Source organism: Psychrobacillus sp. MER TA 171 (assembly GCF_023713305.1).
GTDB lineage: Bacteria > Bacillota > Bacilli > Bacillales_A > Planococcaceae > Psychrobacillus.
In genome coordinates this window covers 1-19274 of sequence record NZ_JAMAWN010000010.1, presented here as the reverse complement: position 1 = coordinate 19274, position 19274 = coordinate 1, and the positions used below count along the sequence as shown (strand labels likewise).

Annotated in this window: 28 protein-coding genes and 1 rRNA gene; 27 read left to right on the top strand and 2 right to left on the bottom strand. The window is 38.9% G+C overall.

All coding sequences use genetic code 11. The features are described 5' to 3' along the window. Positions 1 to 8: 8 nt before the first annotated feature. From rpsH to M3627_RS10760, 25 genes are all read left to right on the top strand, one after another. Positions 9 to 407 carry a 30S ribosomal protein S8 gene (gene rpsH, locus M3627_RS10880; RefSeq protein ID WP_169359356.1) on the top strand — a complete coding sequence of 133 codons (399 nt, stop codon included), beginning with the start codon at positions 9 to 11 and terminating at the stop codon, positions 405 to 407. Positions 408 to 437: 30 nt separating this feature from the next. Next, positions 438 to 977, top strand: a complete 540-nt coding sequence (gene rplF / locus M3627_RS10875; protein ID WP_169359355.1) for a 50S ribosomal protein L6 — start codon at positions 438 to 440, stop codon at positions 975 to 977. 30 nt (positions 978 to 1007) lie between these two features. After that, positions 1008 to 1367 (top strand): 50S ribosomal protein L18, encoded by a 360-nt coding sequence (gene rplR, locus M3627_RS10870; RefSeq protein ID WP_169359354.1) that lies wholly within the window; start codon positions 1008 to 1010, stop codon positions 1365 to 1367. 21 nt (positions 1368 to 1388) lie between these two features. Further along, positions 1389 to 1889 (top strand): 30S ribosomal protein S5, encoded by a 501-nt coding sequence (gene rpsE / locus M3627_RS10865; protein ID WP_251555628.1) that lies wholly within the window; start codon positions 1389 to 1391, stop codon positions 1887 to 1889. A 14-nt stretch (positions 1890 to 1903) separates the two neighbouring features. Continuing rightward, a complete protein-coding gene (gene rpmD, locus M3627_RS10860; RefSeq protein WP_142538201.1) occupies positions 1904 to 2086 on the top strand; it encodes a 50S ribosomal protein L30 in 183 nt (60 codons plus the stop codon). Between the two features lie 32 nt (positions 2087 to 2118). Then, positions 2119 to 2559, top strand: a complete 441-nt coding sequence (gene rplO / locus M3627_RS10855) for a 50S ribosomal protein L15 (protein ID WP_169359353.1) — start codon at positions 2119 to 2121, stop codon at positions 2557 to 2559. Continuing rightward, positions 2559 to 3851, top strand: a complete 1293-nt coding sequence (gene secY, locus M3627_RS10850) for a preprotein translocase subunit SecY (RefSeq protein ID WP_169359352.1) — start codon at positions 2559 to 2561, stop codon at positions 3849 to 3851. The genes rplO and secY overlap by 1 nt, the downstream gene beginning before the upstream one ends. 65 nt (positions 3852 to 3916) lie before the next feature. Then, the gene (locus tag M3627_RS10845; protein WP_169359351.1) at positions 3917 to 4570 is read left to right on the top strand and encodes an adenylate kinase; all 654 of its coding nucleotides are present in this window, start codon (positions 3917 to 3919) and stop codon (positions 4568 to 4570) included. 452 nt (positions 4571 to 5022) lie between these two features. Beyond that, entirely contained in the window at positions 5023 to 5241 is a 219-nt protein-coding gene (infA, locus tag M3627_RS10840; RefSeq protein ID WP_016429904.1) for a translation initiation factor IF-1, read from the top strand. Between the two features lie 38 nt (positions 5242 to 5279). After that, positions 5280 to 5393: a 50S ribosomal protein L36 gene (gene rpmJ, locus M3627_RS10835; protein WP_003247619.1), complete on the top strand. Its 114-nt coding sequence runs from the start codon at positions 5280 to 5282 to the stop codon at positions 5391 to 5393. Positions 5394 to 5416: 23 nt separating this feature from the next. Then, positions 5417 to 5782, top strand: a complete 366-nt coding sequence (gene rpsM, locus M3627_RS10830) for a 30S ribosomal protein S13 (RefSeq protein ID WP_090567879.1) — start codon at positions 5417 to 5419, stop codon at positions 5780 to 5782. Positions 5783 to 5807: 25 nt separating this feature from the next. Further along, on the top strand, positions 5808 to 6197 hold the full coding sequence (gene rpsK, locus M3627_RS10825) for a 30S ribosomal protein S11 (protein ID WP_169359350.1): 390 nt from the start codon (positions 5808 to 5810) through the stop codon (positions 6195 to 6197). Between the two features lie 136 nt (positions 6198 to 6333). After that, positions 6334 to 7278 (top strand): DNA-directed RNA polymerase subunit alpha, encoded by a 945-nt coding sequence (locus M3627_RS10820; RefSeq protein WP_169359349.1) that lies wholly within the window; start codon positions 6334 to 6336, stop codon positions 7276 to 7278. 52 nt (positions 7279 to 7330) lie between these two features. After that, the gene (gene rplQ, locus M3627_RS10815) at positions 7331 to 7711 is read left to right on the top strand and encodes a 50S ribosomal protein L17 (protein ID WP_169359348.1); all 381 of its coding nucleotides are present in this window, start codon (positions 7331 to 7333) and stop codon (positions 7709 to 7711) included. A 325-nt stretch (positions 7712 to 8036) separates the two neighbouring features. Continuing rightward, positions 8037 to 8885 (top strand): energy-coupling factor ABC transporter ATP-binding protein, encoded by an 849-nt coding sequence (locus M3627_RS10810; protein ID WP_251555627.1) that lies wholly within the window; start codon positions 8037 to 8039, stop codon positions 8883 to 8885. Continuing rightward, on the top strand, positions 8861 to 9736 hold the full coding sequence (locus M3627_RS10805; protein ID WP_169359346.1) for an energy-coupling factor ABC transporter ATP-binding protein: 876 nt from the start codon (positions 8861 to 8863) through the stop codon (positions 9734 to 9736). Before M3627_RS10810 ends, M3627_RS10805 begins: the two co-directional genes overlap by 25 nt. Next, positions 9730 to 10527, top strand: a complete 798-nt coding sequence (locus M3627_RS10800; RefSeq protein WP_169359345.1) for an energy-coupling factor transporter transmembrane component T family protein — start codon at positions 9730 to 9732, stop codon at positions 10525 to 10527. The genes M3627_RS10805 and M3627_RS10800 overlap by 7 nt, the downstream gene beginning before the upstream one ends. A gap of 14 nt (positions 10528 to 10541) precedes the next feature. Next, on the top strand, positions 10542 to 11288 hold the full coding sequence (truA, locus tag M3627_RS10795) for a tRNA pseudouridine(38-40) synthase TruA (protein ID WP_169359344.1): 747 nt from the start codon (positions 10542 to 10544) through the stop codon (positions 11286 to 11288). 171 nt (positions 11289 to 11459) lie between these two features. Further along, positions 11460 to 11897: a 50S ribosomal protein L13 gene (rplM, locus tag M3627_RS10790; RefSeq protein ID WP_151112062.1), complete on the top strand. Its 438-nt coding sequence runs from the start codon at positions 11460 to 11462 to the stop codon at positions 11895 to 11897. Between the two features lie 22 nt (positions 11898 to 11919). Then, on the top strand, positions 11920 to 12312 hold the full coding sequence (rpsI, locus tag M3627_RS10785; protein ID WP_144512714.1) for a 30S ribosomal protein S9: 393 nt from the start codon (positions 11920 to 11922) through the stop codon (positions 12310 to 12312). 283 nt (positions 12313 to 12595) lie between these two features. Next, positions 12596 to 13018: a GNAT family N-acetyltransferase gene (locus M3627_RS10780; protein WP_169359343.1), complete on the top strand. Its 423-nt coding sequence runs from the start codon at positions 12596 to 12598 to the stop codon at positions 13016 to 13018. A gap of 191 nt (positions 13019 to 13209) precedes the next feature. Then, entirely contained in the window at positions 13210 to 13713 is a 504-nt protein-coding gene (locus tag M3627_RS10775; protein ID WP_251555626.1) for a GNAT family N-acetyltransferase, read from the top strand. A 17-nt stretch (positions 13714 to 13730) separates the two neighbouring features. Beyond that, positions 13731 to 14915 carry an MFS transporter gene (locus tag M3627_RS10770; RefSeq protein WP_251555625.1) on the top strand — a complete coding sequence of 395 codons (1185 nt, stop codon included), beginning with the start codon at positions 13731 to 13733 and terminating at the stop codon, positions 14913 to 14915. Positions 14916 to 14966: 51 nt separating this feature from the next. After that, positions 14967 to 15680, top strand: a complete 714-nt coding sequence (locus M3627_RS10765) for an N-acetylmuramoyl-L-alanine amidase (protein WP_251555654.1) — start codon at positions 14967 to 14969, stop codon at positions 15678 to 15680. Between the two features lie 77 nt (positions 15681 to 15757). Then, the gene (locus M3627_RS10760) at positions 15758 to 16810 is read left to right on the top strand and encodes an Mrp/NBP35 family ATP-binding protein (RefSeq protein ID WP_169359341.1); all 1053 of its coding nucleotides are present in this window, start codon (positions 15758 to 15760) and stop codon (positions 16808 to 16810) included. A gap of 30 nt (positions 16811 to 16840) precedes the next feature. Here the strand turns inward: M3627_RS10760 and gerD are convergent, their stop codons facing one another. Next, complete coding sequence (gerD, locus tag M3627_RS10755; protein WP_251555624.1) at positions 16841 to 17413, bottom strand: spore germination lipoprotein GerD; 573 nt, start codon at positions 17411 to 17413, stop codon at positions 16841 to 16843. 137 nt (positions 17414 to 17550) lie between these two features. On the opposite strand from gerD, the gene M3627_RS10750 reads away from it, so the two are divergent. After that, positions 17551 to 18228, top strand: a complete 678-nt coding sequence (locus M3627_RS10750; RefSeq protein ID WP_251555623.1) for a KinB-signaling pathway activation protein — start codon at positions 17551 to 17553, stop codon at positions 18226 to 18228. A gap of 64 nt (positions 18229 to 18292) precedes the next feature. Here M3627_RS10750 and M3627_RS10745 read toward each other — a convergent pair whose 3' ends face one another. Next, positions 18293 to 18952, bottom strand: coding sequence for a polysaccharide deacetylase family protein (locus tag M3627_RS10745; protein ID WP_251555622.1), 660 nt, complete (start codon positions 18950 to 18952; stop codon positions 18293 to 18295). A 252-nt stretch (positions 18953 to 19204) separates the two neighbouring features. Between M3627_RS10745 and M3627_RS10740 the strand changes: the two genes are divergently transcribed. Then, positions 19205 to 19274: ribosomal RNA gene (locus tag M3627_RS10740) — 16S ribosomal RNA — on the top strand; the annotation flags it as partial.

The following is a 19274-nucleotide window of genomic DNA, read 5'->3' as shown; positions in this document are numbered from 1 at the left end:
TAAATGTAATGACAATGTCAGATCCAATTGCAGATATGCTAACACGCATTCGTAATGCTAACATGGTTCGTCACGAGAAATTAGAAGTTCCTGCTTCAAACATGAAAAAGGAAATCGCTGAAATTTTAAAACGCGAAGGTTTCGTACGTGATGTTGAATATGTAGAAGATAGCAAACAAGGAATCATCCGCATCTTCTTAAAATATGGTCAAAATGACGAGCGCGTTATTACTGGTTTGAAACGTATTTCAAAACCTGGTCTACGCGTTTACGCTAAAACAAACGAAGTACCTAGAGTATTGAACGGTTTAGGAATTGCTTTAGTTTCTACTTCAAATGGTTTATTAACAGATAAAGAAGCTCGCGCTAAACAAGTTGGCGGAGAAATCGTAGCTTACGTTTGGTAATAATCAACAAACGAATGGAGGTGCAACAAAATGTCTCGAGTAGGTAAAAAACCAATAGAGGTTCCTGCTAACGTTACAGTAACAGTTAACGCTGATAACACTGTGATCGTTAAAGGACCAAAAGGTGAATTAACAAATTCTTTTAACCAAGATATCAAGATTGAACAAGAAGGTAATGTTATTACTTTAGTTCGTCCTTCAGATTCTAAAGAACACCGTACAATCCATGGCACAACTCGTGCTTTATTAGCAAACATGATTACTGGTGTTTCTGAAGGATTTGCACGTGGACTTGAATTAGTTGGGGTTGGTTACCGTGCACAATTACAAGGTAAGAAACTTGTACTTAACGTAGGGTACTCTCATCCAGTTGAATTCACTCCTGAAGATGGACTTGAAGTTGAAGTTCCTTCTAATACAAAAATTATCGTTCGCGGTATTAACAAAGAACGCGTTGGTGCATTAGCATCTAACATCCGTCAAGTTCGCCCACCTGAGCCTTACAAAGGTAAAGGTATTCGCTATGAAGGTGAAGTTGTACGCCGCAAAGAAGGTAAAACAGGTAAATAATGCATTGCGCATTAGAAAGGAGTGACTACTGTGATTACGAAACAAGACAAAAATCAAGTTCGTAAGAAACGTCATGCACGTGTTCGCACAAAAATCACGGGTACTACTGAACGTCCTCGTTTAAATGTATTCCGTTCTAATAAACACTTATACGCTCAACTTATCGATGATACACAAGGTGTAACAATCGTAAGTGCGTCAACTATGGACAAAGATTTCAATGGAACAGCTGGAAACGTTGAAGCTGCTAAATTGATCGGTGAAACAATCGCTAAACGCGCTACTGAAAAGAACATTAAATCTGTTGTATTCGACCGTGGCGGTTACTTATATCATGGACGTGTTAAAGCGTTAGCTGAAGCTGCACGTGAAAACGGCTTAGAATTTTAAGAAGAAGGAGGGACATATTTCATGCGTGGTATTGACCCAAACAAACTTGAACTTGAAGAACGCGTAGTAACAATTAATCGTGTTGCTAAAGTTGTAAAAGGTGGACGTCGTTTCCGCTTTACTGCATTAGTAGTAGTTGGAGACAAAAACGGACATGTAGGATTTGGTACTGGGAAAGCTCAAGAGGTTCCTGATGCTATCCGTAAAGCAGTTGAAGATGCGAAGAAAAATCTAATCAAAGTACCAAGAGTTGGCGGAACTACTCCTCACCAAGTAATTGGTCGCTTTGGAGCTGGATCTATTCTAGTTAAACCAGCAGCACCAGGTACTGGAGTTATCGCTGGAGGACCAGTTCGTGCGGTTCTTGAGTTAGCTGGTATTACTGATATTCTATCGAAATCACTTGGATCTAACACACCAATTAACATGGTTCGTGCTACAGTACAAGGTTTAAATCAACTAAAACGTGCTGAGGACGTTGCTAAATTACGTGGTAAATCAGTAGAAGAACTGTTAGGATAAGGGGGGAAATTACAATGGCAACTAAATTAGAAATCACCCTTACTAAAAGCTTGATTGGTACTAAACCAAATCAACGCAAAACAGCAGAAGCTCTTGGATTACGTAAACTTCATCAAACAGTTGAGCACCAAGACAACGCCGCTATCCGCGGAATGGTTGGCAAAGTAGCTCACTTAGTAACTTTGAAAGAAATTTAAGGTTTATTTTAAGAATAAGGAGGTGCCACCATATGAAACTTCATGAGTTAAAACCAGCAGAAGGATCTCGTTCTACACGTAACCGCGTAGGTCGTGGTATCGGTTCTGGTAACGGTAAAACTGCAGGTAGAGGTCATAAAGGTCAAAATTCTCGTTCAGGCGGAGGAGTACGTCCAGGATTTGAAGGGGGTCAAAACCCTTTATTCCGTCGTTTACCAAAACGTGGATTTACTAACATCAACCGTAAAGAATATGCAATTGTAAACCTTGACACATTAAATCGTTTCGAAGAAGGCACAGAAGTTACACCTGCTCTATTAATAGAAACAGGTGTTGTGAGTAACGAAAAGTCTGGTATTAAGATCTTAGGTAATGGAACTCTTGAGAAGAAACTATCAGTAAAAGCTCACAAATTCTCTGCAACAGCAAAAGAAGCAATCGAGAATGCTGGCGGACAAACAGAGGTGGTTTAATGTTTCAGACAATCTCCAACTTTATGCGTGTGAGAGATATTCGAAATAAAATCATTTTTACATTATTAATGCTAATCGTGTTTCGTATTGGGACATTTGTTCCAGTACCTCACGTTAATGCAGATGTATTAAAGCAAACAGATGAACTAGGTTTAATCGGTTTCTTAAATACATTCGGTGGTGGAGCTCTTGCTAACTTTTCTATTTTAGCAATGGGTATCATGCCATACATTACAGCATCAATTATCGTTCAGTTGTTACAAATGGACGTTGTTCCGAAGTTTACTGAGTGGGCAAAACAAGGGGAAGTCGGAAGACGGAAACTTGCTCAATTTACTCGATACTTCACAATTGTGTTAGCTTTTATCCAAGCGATCGCCATGTCATACGGTTTCAACCAAATGTATAGTGGTTCTTTGATAAAAGACGATGGTATTCTAACGTATCTAACTATTGCGGTTGTATTAACTGCCGGTACTGCATTTTTAATGTGGTTAGGTGAACAAATCACTGCTTCAGGCGTTGGTAATGGTATTTCTGTCATTATCTTTGCAGGTATTGTTGCTGCTATCCCTAACGGAGTTAACCAATTGTATGCTCAACAAATCCAAGATGCTGGTGATGCATTATTCATCAACATCGTGATTATCATCTTGCTTTTATTGGCAATCATTGCTGTTACAGTAGGAGTTATTTATATTCAACAAGCGTTGCGTAAAATTCCTATTCAATATGCAAAACGTGTTGCTGGTTCTTCACAAACTGGAGGCCAACAAACACATTTACCTTTAAAAGTTAACGCTGCGGGAGTTATCCCAGTAATCTTTGCATCTGCGTTCCTTATGGCTCCGCAGTCTATCATTTTGTTCTTTGGTGAAAACAAAACAACAGAATTTATTAGAAACACGCTAGATTACACACAGCCAGTTGGTATGATCATCTATGTTGCTTTGATAGCTGCCTTTACTTATTTCTACGCATTCATTCAGGTGAATCCGGAAAATGTAGCAGATAACTTGAAAAAGCAAGGTGCATATATTCCAGGGATTCGTCCAGGAATAAACACACAAGATTACTTAACGAGCGTTTTATACCGTTTAACTTTTGTTGGAGCTATTTTCTTAGCAGTAATCTCTATTATGCCTCTATTATTTGTAAAGTTTGCTGGTTTACCACAATCGATACAAATTGGCGGAACAAGTCTGCTTATCATTGTTGGGGTAGCCCTTGAAACAATGAAACAATTAGAATCCCAATTAGTTAAACGTCACTATAAAGGCTTTATGAAATAATGTAGGTTTTTAGGAACGATAAGAGTTCCTAAAAATCAACAAATAGTCCTGGGGGGCATTTTCGTATGAATATCGTTTTAATGGGTCTGCCTGGTGCTGGTAAAGGCACTCAAGCAGATAAAATTGTTGAGAAGTACGCAATCCCTCATATTTCTACAGGCGACATGTTTCGTGCAGCTATTAAAGAAGGCACGGAGCTTGGTTTAAAAGCAAAATCGTTTATGGATCAAGGTGCATTAGTACCCGATGAAGTTACGATTGGTATTGTTCGTGAAAGATTAAGTAAACCAGATTGCGATCAAGGATTCCTATTAGATGGCTTCCCGCGTACGGTTCCTCAAGCTGAAGCATTAGATGCTTTACTTTCGGATCTAGGGAAATCTATTGAGCATGTGCTTAATATTCAAGTAGAACAAGAAGAATTGATTAAACGTCTAACAGGTCGTCGTATTTGTAAAGAATGCGGCACTGCTTATCATCTACTGTTCAACCCACCTGCTAAGGAGGGTGTTTGTGACAAAGATGGAGGAGAGCTTTATCAACGTGCGGACGATAATCCCGAAACGGTGACGAACCGTCTGGAAGTAAATATGAAGCAAACACAACCTTTGCTTGATTTTTATGAGAACAAAGGTGTTTTAAGTAATTTAGATGGCCAGCAGGATATTAAAGTAGTATTTGCTGACATCGATGCTCTGTTACAGGGCAACCGCATCTAAAGCCCGGTGCCCGTCGCAGACGACTGAATATCCGGGTAGTATGCAAAGAACGTAAACGTTTTTTTCGAGAGCTGCAAAAGCATATTGCGCCCGGTATACGAACTGGATGATTTTAAAATGTGTTAACAGCGAGGACCCCCTAGTCCACGTGCATTTTGATTTCTGAAAGGGTATAATGGGTTTCGTGGAAAGCATTAATCGAACGGGTACTATGGAACTCATCCAACACATTCGTACGAACATGTTGACATGAGGGAGACAGGTTTCTACCAGTCAGTCTACTCGGTGGATTGCGTTAAACGAAACCTTACGAGTGTCTTTCGAACATCTCTCATGATTTCCAAACATATGCTTAAAACGAATAGTTTCGTTTATTTTGAGGCTATACTACAGCAAATTACGTTTGATTATTGTTGAGAACCTGATTTGTATATAGAAGGGAGACAGGGTTGATGGCGAAAGATGATGTAATTGAAGTCGAAGGAACAGTTGTTGAGACTTTGCCAAACGCGATGTTTAAGGTAGAATTAGAAAACGGTCATACGATACTTGCGCATGTATCGGGTAAAATTCGTATGCACTTTATCCGCATTTTACCTGGAGATAAAGTCACAATTGAACTTTCTCCTTACGATTTAACTCGCGGTCGTATCACGTACCGTTTTAAATAAATCTTTTGCACTCCGGACTACTAAGGAGGTTGGGTTAGATGAAAGTGAGACCATCTGTGAAGCCGATCTGCGAAAAATGTAAAGTAATTCGCCGACGCGGTAAAGTAATGGTAATCTGTGAAAATCCTAAACACAAACAAAGACAAGGATAATAAGAAGGAGGTGCACGACACATATGGCACGTATTGCTGGTGTTGACATTCCACGCGATAAACGCGTTGTTATTGCATTAACATATATTTTCGGAATTGGTAAAACTACGTCACAAAAAGTATTAGCGGAAGCTGGGATCTCAGAAGAGACTCGCGTTCGTGATTTAACTGAAGACGAGCTTAACAAAATCCGTGAACAAATCGGTGTATACAAAGTAGAAGGTGACCTTCGTCGTGAAGTATCACTAAACATTAAACGTCTGATGGAAATCGGTTCATTCCGAGGAATCCGTCATCGTCGCGGCTTACCAGTACGCGGACAAAACACGAAGAACAATGCTCGTACTCGTAAAGGTCCACGTAAAACAGTAGCTAACAAGAAAAAATAATCGGTAAAGGAGGTTTCTTCTTAACATGGCACGTAAACAACAAACACGTAAGCGTCGTGTGAAAAAGAATATCGAATCCGGTATTGCTCACATTCGCTCAACATTTAACAACACTATTGTGACTATAACAGACATGCAAGGTAATGCAATTTCTTGGTCAAGTGCTGGAGCTCTTGGATTCAGAGGTTCTCGTAAATCTACTCCATTCGCTGCACAAATGGCTGCTGAAACTGCTGCTAAAACTTCAATGGAACATGGTTTAAAAACTTTAGAAGTAACTGTTAAAGGTCCTGGTGCTGGTCGTGAAGCGGCAATCCGCGCACTACAAGCTGCAGGTCTAGAAGTTACAGCAATTAAAGACGTAACACCAGTACCACATAATGGTTGCCGTCCACCAAAACGTCGTCGCGTTTAATAGGTGATCCTCAATATGTTTGAGAACATCATTTATTGTACAGACTGAGGTTGTGCAACACAGCAATCAGTTAAACGATCGAATTCATGATGGAAAGAACCTATACATTCGATGTTTTGAGGGAGGGTAAATTGGAATGATCGAAATTGAAAAACCAAAGATTGAAAGTGTAGAAATCAGCGAAAGTGCCAAATTTGGTAAATTTGTTGTAGAACCGCTTGAACGTGGCTATGGAAATACTTTGGGTAATTCTTTACGTCGTATCCTTCTGTCTTCTTTACCAGGAGCTGCAGTTACTTCTATTCAAATCGATGGCGTTTTACACGAGTTTTCAACTATTGAAGGCGTAGTGGAAGATGTAGCATCTATTATTATGAATGTGAAAAAGCTAGCTCTTAAAATCTACTCTGATGAAGAAAAAGTCATAGAGATAGATGTTAAAGGAGAAGGAACGATTACAGCAGCTGACATTACTCATGACAGCGATGTGGAGATTTTAAATCCTGAACTTTATATTGCTACAATCGGCAAAAATGGTCATTTCCGTATGCGTATGTACGCAGGGAGAGGCCGTGGCTACACTCCTGCTGATCAAAACAAACGTGAGGATCTTCCTATCGGCGTAATCCCGATCGACTCTATTTATACTCCAGTTTCACGCGTTAATTTTCAAGTGGAAAACACTCGTGTTGGACAAATGTCTAACTACGATAAATTAACTCTTGATGTGTGGACAGATGGCAGCACCGGTCCAAAAGAGGCGATTTCTCTTGGAGCAAAAATACTAACAGAGCACTTGAACATTTTTGTAGGGATGACAGATGAGGCACAAACTGCTGAAATCATGGTTGAAAAAGAAGAAGATCAAAAAGAAAAAGTTTTAGAGATGACTATTGAAGAACTTGATCTTTCTGTTCGTTCTTATAACTGCTTGAAGCGCGCAGGTATTAATACAGTACTTGAGCTAGCTAGCAAGTCAGAAGACGACATGATGAAAGTAAGAAACCTTGGACGTAAATCTTTAGAAGAAGTAAGAGCTAAGTTAGATGAGCTTGGCTTAGGATTACGTAAAGAAGACTAAGCGAATTTTGATATAGCTAGATATGAATATTCACCAAAGGAGGGAAACATCCATGGGTTACAGAAAACTTGGACGTACAAGTTCTCAACGTAAAGCGATGTTACGTGACTTAACGACTGACCTAATTATTCATGAGCGTCTTCAAACAACTGAAGCACGTGCAAAAGAATTACGTTCTGTTGTTGAAAAAATGATCACTTTAGGTAAACGCGGAGACTTGCATGCTCGTCGTCAAGCAGCTGCTTACATTCGTCGTGAAGTAGTTACTACTACAAACGAAGAAGGCGAAGAATCAACAACTTTTGCTTTGCAAAAATTGTTTGATGATGTTGCACCACGTTATGCAGATCGCCAAGGCGGTTACACTCGTATTATGAAAGTTGGACCTCGTCGCGGAGACGGAGCACCAGTTGTAGTAATTGAGTTAGTTTAATTTAATGGATCAGTCGTTTGATCGATTGCTAAATTAAAATCCAAAGCTGAAGAGGGATGTTGGTGTTGCTACCACCCTCTTCTTTTTTCAAACAGATTTATACGACATTATAAAAGCAGAGTGTTATGATGAGCGGACTTTCATTAGTGGCGTCTCGTCTAGCTCTACGCACCTCATTTTCTGACTGGTCTTGAGCAACCAGTCAAGAAATAAGTTATAGAAGAGCGCATTTCTCCAAATGAGGTGCGCGCTTTTTTAATTTGTCCATAAAATTTGTTAGGATAGAGTTAAGCCGAGCAGAGTTTAGTTAAGGGAGGTTAAGTGGTTGAAAAAAGAAATTATATCCTTACAGAATGTAACCTTTACATATGCTGAAGAGGAGTCTATTATACGGCCAGCTATACATAATGTGTCATTTTCTATTAAGGAAGGTGAATGGGTCGCCATTGTAGGTCATAATGGTTCTGGTAAATCGACGTTAGCCCGACTAATGACTGGTCTTCTATTTCCTCAGGAGGGAACAGTACGTGTTTTTGGTGACTCCTTGTCACAAGACAATCTTTGGGAAACAAGATCGAAAATGGGGATGGTTTTTCAAAATCCCGATAACCAATTCGTCGGGGCTACTGTTCAGGATGATGTAGCATTTGCCCTTGAGAATAACGGAATCCCCTTTGAGGAAATGGTAGAACGAGTTAGACATTCGCTAGCAAAGGTCAATATGCAAGATTTTATGAATAGCGAACCTCATCATCTATCCGGCGGTCAGAAGCAAAGAGTGGCGATAGCAGGCGCTATTGCGATGCAACCTCGAATCTTACTGTTAGACGAAGCAACCTCTATGTTAGACCCGCAAGGAAAGGAAGAGGTGTTAACGACTGTCAGACAGTTAAGAGAAGAAACAGATTTAACTGTTATCTCTATCACCCATGATTTAGAGGAAACATTGCTTGCGGATAGAGTAATAATGATGAATCAAGGAGAAAAGTATGTGGAGGATACTCCTAAAGGGATTTTTGAACGTGGTCAAGAATTGGTGGATTTAGGCTTAGATTTACCTTTCGCCATGAAAATGTCCAAGCTCCTAAAAGCTGAAGGGATATCCCTAACTGCAGAACATATGACAGAAGAAGAGTTGGTGAATGATTTATGGACATCATACTTCAACAAGTAAGCTACGCTTATGCTAAAGATACGCCCTTTGAAAAGAGAGCCCTGTTTAGCGTAAACATGCATATTTCATCTGGCTCTTATCAAGCAATTATAGGGCATACAGGGTCGGGCAAATCCACTGTATTACAGCACTTGAATGCATTGTTAAAGCCTACGGATGGCACAGTTAAAATAGGAAACGTAGAAGTGAAGGCAGATAAGAAAAATAAGCAGCTACGCTCAGTCAGACAAAGGGTAGGCATTGTTTTTCAATTTCCAGAGCATCAATTATTCGATGAGACTGTTCTGAAAGATATTATGTTTGGGCCTATGAATTACGGAGTATCAGAGGCAGAAGCCAAAGCTCGGGCCATCGAATTAATTCGACTATTAGGTCTACCAGATGAAGTCATGGATAAGTCTCCATTTGATCTATCAGGAGGCCAAATGAGACGAGTTGCTATAGCGGGGGTTCTGGCGATGAACCCAGATGTCCTTGTGTTAGACGAGCCTACTGCAGGACTTGATCCTAGAGGCCGGAAAGAGATTATGGACCTCTTCTATCAAATCCATCAAGAGACGGGGCTCACGACCATCCTCGTGACGCACAGCATGGAGGATGCAGCTAGATATGCAGATCAAATAGCAATTATGCATAAAGGGAAATGTGTAGTTCAAGGAACTCCAGAAGAAATATTTCAAAATGAAACTCAATTAAAGGACTACCGTTTAGAGCTACCTCAAACAGTAAAGTTTCAGCGGAAGCTAGAACAAATGATGGGTAAAAGGCTACCGAACCTCTGCTTAACGGAGGAAGTGTTAGCGAAAGAATTGGCACACCTGTTAAAGGAAGGGTGTGAGGATGAATGTTAGAAAAAATGATTTTTGGAAGATATATTCCGGGAGATTCGTTTATCCATCGTTTAGATGCTCGAGCTAAACTAATCTTTGTTTTTCTTTTTATTGCCGTAGTTTTCATCGCAAATAACTGGATTACATATGGGATATTAGTGTTATTTACTTTTTTAATCATTCGTATGTCCAAAATTAGATTATACTTTTTAATCAACGGATTAAAGCCAGTCGTTTTTCTAATTATCTTTACGTTCCTGCTGCACATGATATTTACCCGAGAGGGAGCTATTATTTTTGAATGGAAGTTTATAAAGATTTATGAAGAAGGCTTGAAGCAAGGGATATTTATATCTATTCGTTTCTTCGTCCTTGTTATACTAACGTCCATTCTAACGCTCACTACAACCCCTATATCGATTACAGATGCTTTAGAGATACTTCTGAATCCCCTAAAGAAATGGAAGCTCCCAGTGCATGAATTAGCGCTTATGATGTCAATCTCTTTAAGGTTCATCCCAACTCTTATGGATGAAACTGACAAGATTATGAAAGCACAGATGGCAAGGGGGTCGGATATGACGTCGGGAAGTATGAAGCAGCGCATGAATGCTATTGTACCGCTGCTCATTCCACTATTTGTGAGTGCATTTAAGCGAGCAGAAGATTTAGCAACAGCTATGGAGGTTCGCGGCTATAAAGGTGGAGAAGGAAGGACAAGATATCGCAAGCTTGAGTGGAGGAAGAAGGATACGTCAATTTTAGTCGTTCTTGTCCTACTGGCTGCTATCCTTGTTTATTTTAGACAGTAAATGGAGGTAACCGTATGCGTTTAAGAGCTGTAATAAGCTATGACGGGAGTCAATTTTCGGGTTATCAAATCCAACCGGGAAAAAGAACCGTACAGTTAGAGCTTGAACGAGTTCTACAAACAATCCATAAAGGAGAGCTAGTAAAGGTAGTAGCAAGTGGACGAACGGATGCTGGGGTTCATGCTACAGGGCAGGTAATCCATTTTGATAGTCCCTTTACTTTATCTATGGACAGCTGGAGAACTGCTTTAAATGTTCAACTCCCAAAGGATATCCGAATACTTTTCGTAGAAGAAGTGGCTGCCGACTTTCATGCTAGATACCATGCAGCGGGTAAAACGTATCGTTATAAATGGTCGCTTGAAGAGATTCAAAGTCCCTTTGAGCGTAACTATACGGTCCATGTAGATAGATATAAGCCTAACGTAGAATTGATGAAGGAAGCTTCTGTTCACCTTTTAGGAACGCATGATTTTTCAAGCTTCTGTGCATCTAAAACTAGTGTGAAAGATTTTATTCGAACGGTACGATCGATAGAATTTGAATGGAAGGAAGAATCTAATCAGCTGCATATGGTGATTAACGGCAGTGGTTTTTTATATAATATGGTCCGAATTATTGCAGGCACTTTATGGGAAGTGGCAATAGGAAAAAAAAATGTAGACGAGCTACCGGGAATTCTTCAATCTTGCGATAGAAAAAAAGCTGGGAAAACCGCTCCAGCACACGGTTTATACCTAGAAAAAGTAGAGTATTCATGATATAGCAACTTTTCCAGGTGTTTATGGAAAAATACTTGACTATTAAGCGACGGCGGGTTATGATGATGTATGGTATTTTCATTAGCCCCACAATATAAGCCCCGAAACTTATTGTTATGAGGATATAGAAAATTATAGATCGATTATGATTGAATTAGGAGGACAAAATACATGCGTACAACATTCATGGCTAAAGGTCACGAAGTAGAACGTAAATGGTTAGTTATCGACGCTGAAGGCCAAACTCTTGGTCGTCTTGCTTCTGAAGTAGCAGCTATTTTACGTGGAAAAAACAAACCAACATTCACACCGAATGTTGACACTGGTGATCATGTGATTATTATCAATGCAGAAAAAATTCATTTAACTGGGAACAAGTTAAACGACAAAATTTACTACCGTCACACTCAATTTGCTGGTGGACTTAAACAACGTACTGCTTTAGAAATGCGTACTAAGTACCCAACAAAAATGATCGAATTAGCGATCAAAGGAATGCTTCCTAAAAACACTTTAGGTCGTCAAATGTTCGGAAAACTTCACGTTTACGCTGGAGCAGAACATCCACATGCAGCACAACAACCAGAAGCATTTGAGCTTCGCGGATAATAATTAAGAGGAGGACATACACTTGGCACAAGTTCAATATATCGGCACTGGTCGCCGTAAAAGCTCAGTAGCACGCGTACGTTTAGTACCAGGCGAAGGAAAAATCGTTATCAACAAACGTGACGTAGAAGATTACGTACCATACGAAACTTTACGTGAAATCATTAAACAACCATTAGTAACTACTCAAACTTTAGGTAGCTACGATGTTCATGTAAACGTTAATGGTGGTGGATTCACAGGTCAAGCAGGAGCAATCCGTCACGGTATTGCACGTGCACTACTTACAGTAGATCCTGATTTCCGTCCAGCTTTAAAATCAGCAGGATTCTTAACACGTGACCCACGTATGAAAGAACGTAAAAAACCAGGACTTAAAGGCGCTCGTCGTGCACCTCAGTTCTCAAAACGTTAATATCGAATTTACAACCCTTTCCCAATTTGGGAGAGGGTTTTTTCGTGGAAAAATAAACATTGGCGTATTGGACAGGTATGGACGAATGCTAAGAGTTTATTAGAAACAAATAAAATAATTGTTTATATACTAACTGCAACACAGCGGAGTCAGATGCTTGTGAAATAGCTCCAGTGAAATCTTGTAATATTTGATTTCTAAGGAGTTGTTTTATTATAAAAAAAGACTACGTAATTTATATAAGTTAAAATGGAACAAAGAACGTGGAGAGGGGAATGTTGGCATGGAAATTATAAAGCAATGGAATCAGGCGGATAGTGATTATATACGACAAAAGGTTATCGAGCATAATATGGCCAATGTTCCTGAAGAAGTGAAGCACCCGAAACAACAGATCAGTTACATACTGCGTGATGAACATCAAAAAATTCTCGGAGGAATTACAGGGATAATTTTTTGGTACCACCTTCATATAGACTTCCTATGGGTGGATGACTCATTGAGAGGGCAGGGTCACGGTAAAGAGCTGCTAACTAGGATAGAAGAATTTGCGATAGAACATGGCTGTAAGCTTATACAATTAGATACCTTTAGCTTTCAAGCCCCGAATTTTTATAAAAAATTTGGTTACGAAGAAATTGGGATTGTGGATGATTTTCCTGCGAAGGATAGTAAACAATATTACTTAGTAAAAAAAATAGGTTAACGAAAAAGGTAGATTGGGTCTTCGGCACCTCAATCTACCTTTTTATCGCAATGGAAAAATTTATTACCTGGGAAATTATTATTTAATAACAAATTATTAAGAATAATTTATCTTCTGCCGAAATAGTGATTGTAGCATAAATTGCGAAGGTGTATATTAAGTTAGCAATTATACATATTGGAGGTGGGGAAGTGTTTTCATCTGAACGATTAATATTCCGTTCTTATACAGAGGATGACTTTAAGTTTCTATATTCGATGCTGTCGGATGAGAAAATGATGAGATTTATAGGGAGTGGAAAGCCAAGAAATCGGGAGGAATCGGTAAATTTCTTACAATGGATATTTCAACATTATGAGCTAAACAAGGAATATGGATTAAAGCTACTCGTCCGTAAAACGGATGGAGTACCTATTGGGCATGCGGGAATTGTCCCACAGGTGATAGAGGGTAGAGAAGAACTAGAAGTTGGTTATTGGATTGCTAGAGAGCATTGGGGAAATGGTTATGCAAGTGAAGCGGCAAGATCTTTGTTAGAAAGAGGGTTGAGTCAGCTAGGAGAAGATAGATTTATATCGCTTGTTCAGAAGGGAAACCTAGCATCTAGGAAGGTAGCAGAGAAGACAGGTATGAGACTAGTAAAAGAAATAATCTTGGGCGACAAGCAAGTTTGCTTATATGAATACGAAAAATAGAGAGAAGCAGGGTTGAAATGAGAAAAAAATTTAATGTTGTTACCTCCACCATTTTGGTGAGCATTTTCTTAGCGAGATTTGGAACATTTTTAGTTATTCCCTATCTTACTTTATTTTTATTGAATGAGTTTGAATATACGGGTGTGCAAATTGGAGCTATACTTTCCACCCTTGCGTTTTCAGGTCTTATTATGAGTTTTTTTATTGGTCCTTATATTGACAAGTTTCCAAAAAATAAAGTAATCATTACCGGTTTAGCTGGGTATCTTGCCTGCTATATATATTTTCCATTTATAGATCAATACGCAGGATTTATCATTTTTGCAATTGTTCTTGGAATGAGTCAATCGATTGTAGAGCCGACCTATCGTGTTCTGTTGAGTCTTTATACGGAACCAGAGAATAGAAGACTAATTTTTAATATCCGATATTTCTTGATTAATATATCTGCTGCTGTAGCACCCCTTACTTCTGTCTATTTTCAGCGTTTTGGACTAGAGAATATATTCTTTGGAGTAGGTTTTATCTATTTAATCAACATTATTACATTTTTAGTGTTGTTTAAGAAGTATCCAATGGTGAAGCCAGTGGCTAGTGCAAGTAAATCATCTATTTTTCAATCATTTTATGTATTTAAAAAAGATTATGCGTTTAGCATTTTTGTACTAGCTCTTATTTTTGTAACCTTTGGATACAGTCAGTTTGATTCGACCTTCAGCCAATATCTTGGAAGGACGTTTGACGCTGAGCTTGCTGTACAATATTTTGCATGGTTGATCACTACGAATGCTATTACGGTTCTTGTCATTCAATATTTTGTTTATAAGCTTGGTGAGCGGATTAGCACGACTACTTCTCTAATGATAGGAAGTGGGATGTTATCCTTAGGGTTATTAATATTTGGCCAAAGTCCTAATATTATTGTTTTGATTGGAGCAATGATAATCTTCACTGCTGGAGAGGTGCTCGTATTTACAATGGTAGATATACATATAGACAGTATGTGCGAGGATCATGAGAAAGGAACTTACTTCGCTCTAACCGGAGTTAAGTCTATAGGTAGAATAATTGCCCCTAGTTTGGGAGGCATACTCTTAGACAACATAGGAGCTGGAGCTGTCGTGTTTTTTATCATATCTCTTATTACAGTTTTATCTGTTCCCTCGTTTTGGATAAGTTCTAAAATGAAGCCTAGAATCTAATCATACTCTTTGTCCCTCGTACGTATAATGAGTGAAAAAGGGGCGATTAATCTGAAGAAATGGTTAACAATTGGGGTTTTATTTTTTGTCACTCTATTAGCTGTAACGTACAGTACGAGAGCAAGTGATATTGGTTTCTTCCTGCCAGAGCCTTTGAGTGGGGTAAAGATTGTGATTGATCCAGGCCATGGTGGTATGGATGGCGGCGCTAGTTACGGAGAAATAGTGGAAAGAGATATTACATTAGCTATGTCTCTTAAACTAGAGAAGTTATTGAAGTCTCAAGGGGCAACCGTTGTTATGACAAGAACTAAAGAAGGAGACGCTGTAGCTGAACATTCACCAGATGAGGATTTTCCAACTACAAGAGCTAGAAAACGAGCTGACCTTTTGCTCCGCGAGGAAATAATGAATAACTCTGAGCCAGATATGGTAATCAGTATGCACGTTAATGCTGTGCCAGAGGAGAGATGGAGAGGAGCACAGGTTTTCTATCATGCGGAAGGACATGAAGGCGGCCAGTTATTGGCTAAGTCTATTCAATCTTCTATAAGAACTAACATTGGGAATACAGAAAGAGAAGCACTAGCTATTAAACAAGTATACATTTTAAAGAAAGCGAAAGCCCCGGCGGTATTAGTAGAGACAGGGTTTATAAGCAATACGGAGGAAAGAGAATTGCTAACATCAGACAAATATCAAAACGATATGGTAAATGCAATTGCCAAAGGGATTGGTGTATTTGTAGAGGAAAGCATTTATTGAGCCGTTGATGGGATGGTAGACACTCGTATATGGTATACTATATTGCGAATAGTTAACTAAAGGGGAGTGTCTACACAATGATTAATGAGAATCAAGTTCGTACATTACTTGGGGAATTAAACGATCCGTTTTTACATAGAACGCTTGAAGAAACGAATGGTATCTCTCAAGTTTCAATAAAAGAAGAAAAGAATCATGTTAGCGTTAAGCTTGCAATCGCTAAGATCAATTCTGCGGAGCAGATGCAATTACAAACAAAAGTGGTTGAGGTGTTAAAAAACGCTGGTGCAAATACTGTAGGTATTCGTTTTGAGGAGCTTCCTAAAGAAGTATTGGAGCAGTTCAGAGGAAAAGGGAAAGAAAGCGATAGCGAAGATATTCTTTCTCCAAACAGTAAAGTAAAAATCATCTCAATTGCATCGGGTAAAGGTGGAGTAGGTAAATCTACAGTGTCCGTAAACTTAGCTGTTGCTCTTGCAAGATTAGGTAAAAAAGTTGCATTAGTAGATGCAGATATTTACGGCTTCAGTGTGCCTGATATGATGGGTGTTAAAGACGTACCACAGATTAAAGAGGATCGAATAATTCCAGTGGAACGCAAAGGCGTAAAAGTAATATCCATGGGATTTTTCGTAGAGAACAATACTCCAGTAGTTTGGCGTGGACCAATGCTAGGGAAAGTGCTAGACCAATTCTTTAAAGACGTAGAGTGGGGAGAGTTAGATTTCTTGCTACTAGATTTACCACCGGGAACTGGTGACGTCGCGTTAGACATACACCAAATGCTACCGGCTTCTAAAGAGATAGTTGTAACCACTCCTCACCCTACAGCTGCGTTTGTAGCAGCGCGTGCAGGTGCAATGGCATTACAGACGGACCATGAGATTCTAGGTGTTATTGAAAATATGTCCTGGTATGAATCTAAATCTACAGGCGAAAAGGAATTTGTTTTTGGAAAAGGCGGAGGACCAAAACTTGCGGATGAACTTCGTACAGAGCTTCTTGGCCAAATTCCATTAGGTCAGCCTGACTGGAACGACATTGACTTTGCTCCTTCTGTATACGGCGAAACGCATGATACTGGGAAGCTATACTTAGAAATAGCTGAAAAAGTAATAGAAAAAGCATAAAAAAAGGGCCGTTTCCCAAGAGGAGCGGCCTTATTTTTCTTCTTTTTTACCTTCATCTTCCTTAGAGCCACCCTCTTCTTTAGAGGAACCTGCCTCTTCCATTAGCTTTTGCCATTTTGCTTGAAGAGCCGGGCTTTGGATAGTCTCCTCAACAACCTTTTGCATCTCTTTCCTCATATCACTCGATTTTAACGTTTTTTCTAATTCTTTTTTCATTTCGTCTGAGCTAAAGAAGTTCTCTAAGTCTTTTAGATACTCTGGATCCTTCATCATACTTTTCATCAAATCTTCTTGCTGCTTTTTCATACTCTTAGCCATAGTCTCGGAGAATTTTGGGTCTTGGTAAATCTCTTTCCAGAAATCCTCCGCTTCCTTAGAGAGCATAGTCTCTTCTACTGATTTTTTTACTTGCTCACTGTCTATTACAAGCATTTCTTGAAACTTAGGATCCTCTAAAAGAGTTCGAATAGCTTTTTTACCATCCTCTGTCTGTAAAGCATCGATTAACATCTTTTTGTTTTCTTCATATGAAGGAGTACTAGAAGAGTCACTACAACCTGCTAGTAACCCAATACTTAATAAAATCAGGGCGAAATACTTCATTGATTCCTCACCATCCTTTTCAATTATTGTTCACAATTAGTACGGAAATATGTATTGATATTATGAAGAAATAGATTTTTTGATAAATCGTTGTTACAATTGAAGGATGAAATAGAGTAGATGGAGGCAACCTAGCTGTGACAATACGAAATTGGTTTAAATTTTTTATCAATTCCATGCTCATCGGTGGTTTAATAACAGGAGTTTTAGGTCTATTTATCCGTTGGGATGATGCCTTTGCTAAATACTTTGAAGCAGGCCAATGGAGTGAGTTTCTTGCTGCCTTTGCTTTTATGGTAGTAATGGGCTTTACCGTAAGTGTTATTACTCAAATGGGATTTTTCGCATATTTAACGATTCACCAAATGGGTGTAAATATATTTAGAACCCTAACTTTATGGAATTGGGTACAGTTATTAATCATTGCATTTGTCATATTTGATTTAATAATGTTCCGTTTCCGTCCAAACGCGGATACTACTTCGCAAGTATGGCTATATGCTTTCTTGTTAGTCGTTCTAATCGGAACAGGAGTAGTGGTGGCGCTTATTAAAGCAAATAAAACAAAAAAACACGTGTTAATCTCTGCATTGTTCTTTATGATTGTAATTTCAACATTAGAGTGGCTTCCTGTCTTAATGGTAAATGCGGATAACGTCGATAGCTGGGTTACTTTATTGTTGTTCCCAATTTTAGCGGTTAATGCATATCAGTTATTAGCTTTGCCAAAATATAACGCTAAATCTGATGAAGACCGATTAAAACTAGAAGCGCGTAGAAAAGCGAGAAGAGAAGCTACGGCAAAGGTTAAATAAGAAAACTGCTCTGACTATTAGTCGGAGCAGTTTTTATTATAGAAGAATAGTTGAATTCTATACGCTATTCCGGATAACTTTTGGTTTTCATTTTCATATTAAATATATTTTGTTCAATACTAACAAAAGGTTGTGATCTTAAATATTTTGCAAGCTGGATTGTATCGATTCTTTCTTCTTGGTGGAGCGGAACTGTAAGTATATCTCCCTTCGTAAGCTTAGGCACAGAATTTCCTAAAACTAAAGTAGAGCCTAAAAGATTTACTTCCTCCTTCCAGGCATCCTTTTGAAGTTCAACAGGGAACTCGTAATCAGAAGTCCGAAACCAATCTGGCTTCACACCAATAGCCGCTTCAAATCTAGCTATTTCTTTTTTAAATAGACTCCGGTCCTCTACATACAGCAAGCCTTCTTTACCCAGCAGACTAATAGGAATTTTTTTATCCTGCATAATTTTAATAATGGGCTCAGATCGCTCAATCCATTCAATGCTAATGAAAAAATGAGGATAAGGAGCTTTCAAACCTTCTACTAGGGTTTCTACATCCTCTCTACCAAATGATAGGTCGATAGTTACCGTATTCCCATAGGTTCCCTTCGATATAACACTTGGTTTTTCGGTTACTTGGAACACGGGAAGAAGTGTAGAATAAGTATTGGGCGCGAAGAGTAACAGCAAGAATAACAGTATAGAAGTGATGGTTATTAAGAGCTTTGTTTTCAAGGAAACACACACCTTTTCAATTTGTTTTAATAAATTTTATGATTAAGTGTTGACATTCATGTTAAAACGATGTTAAGATACAAAGGTCGCTAAAACAAAACGACAAAATACATTATATGAACATTGAAAACTGAACATGCAAAACGTTAAGACATACAGCATCAACAAGCTTCGGCTTGATTGACGCAAAACAATTTTTGACATCATTTAATGATGATGCCAGCAAAACAAAATGAGCTTTTTAAGTTCTCTATTATGGAGAGTTTGATCCTGGCTCAGGACGAACGCTGGCGGCGTGCCTAATACATGCAAGTCGAGCGGA